The sequence below is a fragment of the Burkholderia sp. B10 genome, assembly GCF_004368385.1.
Taxonomy (GTDB): domain Bacteria; phylum Pseudomonadota; class Gammaproteobacteria; order Burkholderiales; family Burkholderiaceae; genus Burkholderia; species Burkholderia vietnamiensis.
Map to the genome: position 1 here is coordinate 1 of NZ_PQMX01000156.1, position 2471 is coordinate 2471.

At 64.8% G+C, this 2471-nt stretch carries 2 protein-coding genes; both read left to right on the top strand.

The window, feature by feature from the left end:
* Positions 1–75 precede the first annotated feature (75 nt).
* Positions 76–1599 (top strand): IS21 family transposase, encoded by a 1524-nt coding sequence (gene istA / locus C3Y15_RS31280; protein WP_046429295.1) that lies wholly within the window; start codon positions 76–78, stop codon positions 1597–1599.
* 12 nt (positions 1600–1611) lie between these two features.
* On the top strand, positions 1612–2379 hold the full coding sequence (gene istB / locus C3Y15_RS31285; RefSeq protein WP_007182909.1) for an IS21-like element helper ATPase IstB: 768 nt from the start codon (positions 1612–1614) through the stop codon (positions 2377–2379).
* The last annotated feature ends 92 nt before the right edge of the window (positions 2380–2471 follow it).

A 2471-nucleotide genomic window follows, 5' to 3' on the forward strand; every position in this document is an offset into this window, starting at 1 on the left:
ACCGGAAGGCAGGATTGGCGTTGCGTATGACATCAACCACGCGGGCTATGCTCGCCGGCTTTGGCCGGAGACAGCATGCCCGCGCACCGGATGAACATGCGCATGATCAAGGACGTTTTACGACTTAAATTCGACGGCGGCTTCTCGCACGATCGGATCGCCGCGTCGCTGGGCATTTCCAAAGGCGTGGTCACGAAGTACGTCGGACTGGCCGGCGCCGCCGGGCTCCACTGGGCGAGCGCCTGCGATATGGACGAAGGCGAACTCGAGCGGCGGCTTCTCGGTAAGTCAACGGGACCGGGAGCCTACGCCCAGCCCGATTACGGACGCATCCATCAGGAGCTGCGCCGCAAGGGCGTGACACTGACGCTGCTGTGGGAGGAGTACCAGGCCGAGTTTGCGGATCGGCAGACCTACCGCTATACGCAGTTCTGTGAGCACTACAGGACGTTCACCAAACGCCTGAAGCGCTCGATGCGCCAGATCCACCGCGCCGGCGAGAAGCTGTTTGTCGACTTCGCCGGCCCCACGTTGCCGCTGACGAGCGGACGCCGCGCGCACATCTTCGTGGCCGCCATGGGCGCCTCGAGCTACACGTTCGCGTGCGCGACGCCGGCCGAAACGATGGAGGACTGGCTGGGCGGCATTGCACGCGCGCTGACCTTCTATGGCGGCGTGCCGCAGCTGATCGTGCCGGACAACCCGCGCGCGATGATTGCCGATCCCGACCGTTACGAACCTCGTGCAGGCGACACCGTACTGGACTTCGCACGGCATTACGGCACCTCATTCCTGCCTGCACGCGTGTATCGCCCGCAGGACAAACCGAAGGTAGAAGTTGCGGTCCAGGTGGTCGAGCGCTGGATCATGGCGCGCCTGCGCCATCACCGGTTTGCGTCGGTCCAGTCGGTCGATGACGCGATCCGGCCGCTGCTGAAGAACTTGAACGAGCGTCCGTTCCAGAAGTTGCCGGGATGCCGCGCCAGCGCATTCGTCGAACTGGACGCGCCGGCACTGCAGCCGCTGCCACTCCAACCCTATGAACTCGCGCGCTTCAAGACGGTGACGGTTCACATCGACTATCACGTCGAGATCAACAAGCACCGCTACAGCGTGCCGCACGCACTGGTCGGCCTCAAGCTCGATGCGCGCATTACGGCGGGCGCGGTCGAACTGTTGCATCGCGGCCGCCGCGTTGCCAGCCACGCCCGCAATGACCGCACGGGCGGCTACACCACCGTCGTCGAGCACATGCCGGCCGCACACCGAGCCCATCTCGAATGGACGCCGCAGCGGCTGATTCACTGGGGCCAGCAGATCGGCTCGGCCACCGGCGCGCTCGTCACCCGACTGCTGCAGGAGCAACGCCACCCGGAACACGGCTATCGGGCGTGCCTCGGATTGCTCTCGCTCTCTCGTCGCTATGGCCGCGACCGTCTCGAAGCGGCGTGTGCGCTGGCGCTGGAACTGGGCGTGCACCGTTACCGCCACGTGCGCGACATCCTGGTCAACAACCGCGACCGCGCTGCGGCGACAACGCCTGCCGACTGGATCAGCCCGAGCCATGCGCATGTACGCGGCCCCAGCTACTACCAATAAAGAGAACCCACCATGATGATGCAACAGACCCTGACCCAACTGCGCACCCTGAAGCTGGACGGCTTCGCTGACGGACTGGAAGAACAGTTGACGCAGCCCGGTGCGGCCAGCCTGAGCTTCGAGGAACGCTTGTCGCTGCTGGTCGACCGTGAAGCCAGTTGGCGTGACGATCGGCGCCGGACCCGACTGCTCAAACAGGCGCGCCTCAAGTATCCGCAGGCCGCCATCGAGGACCTCGACACCCGCTCCGGTCGAGGCGTGGACTCGCGCTCGCTCACGAGCCTGGCACTCGGCGACTGGGTCGAAGCCGGCTACAGCCTGCTCATCAGCGGCCCAACCGGCGCGGGGAAGTCATGGCTCGCTTGCGCCTTGGCGCAGTATGCCTGCCGGCGCGGGCACTCCGCGTTGTACCTGCGTGTGCCGCGACTCGGCGAGGAACTGCGCGTGCTGCACGGCAACGGCGGCTTCACCAAATGGCTGCTGCAGGTCGCCCGCGTTGATGTTCTCCTGCTGGACGATTGGGGAATGGCTCCCCTCGACGCGATGGTTCGAAACGATCTGCTCGAGATGATCGATGACCGCGCGGCGGGCAAAGCCACAATCGTGACCAGCCAGTTGCCGATCGAGCACTGGCATGGATGGATCGGTGACGAGACCATCGCCGATGCGCTGCTCGACCGCCTCATGCAGCGTCATCACCGGATCACGCTTACCGGCGAATCGCTCAGAAAGACATCCCCCAAACCCAACGTCCTGGAGCCCGAACTCGACCAGAACTGACAAGGAAATCTACAATCGACACTGCGCAACGCCCAAGCCAGCCGAATCGGTCACGTTCCCGAAATCGGCGGTCACGTTCGCCGAAATACGCA

Coding starts and splice junctions, on each gene's coding strand:
- istA (WP_046429295.1), top strand. CDS start 76: ATGCCCGCGCACCGGATGAACATGCGCATGATCAAGGACGTTTTACGA.
- istB (WP_007182909.1), top strand. CDS start 1,612: ATGATGATGCAACAGACCCTGACCCAACTGCGCACCCTGAAGCTGGAC.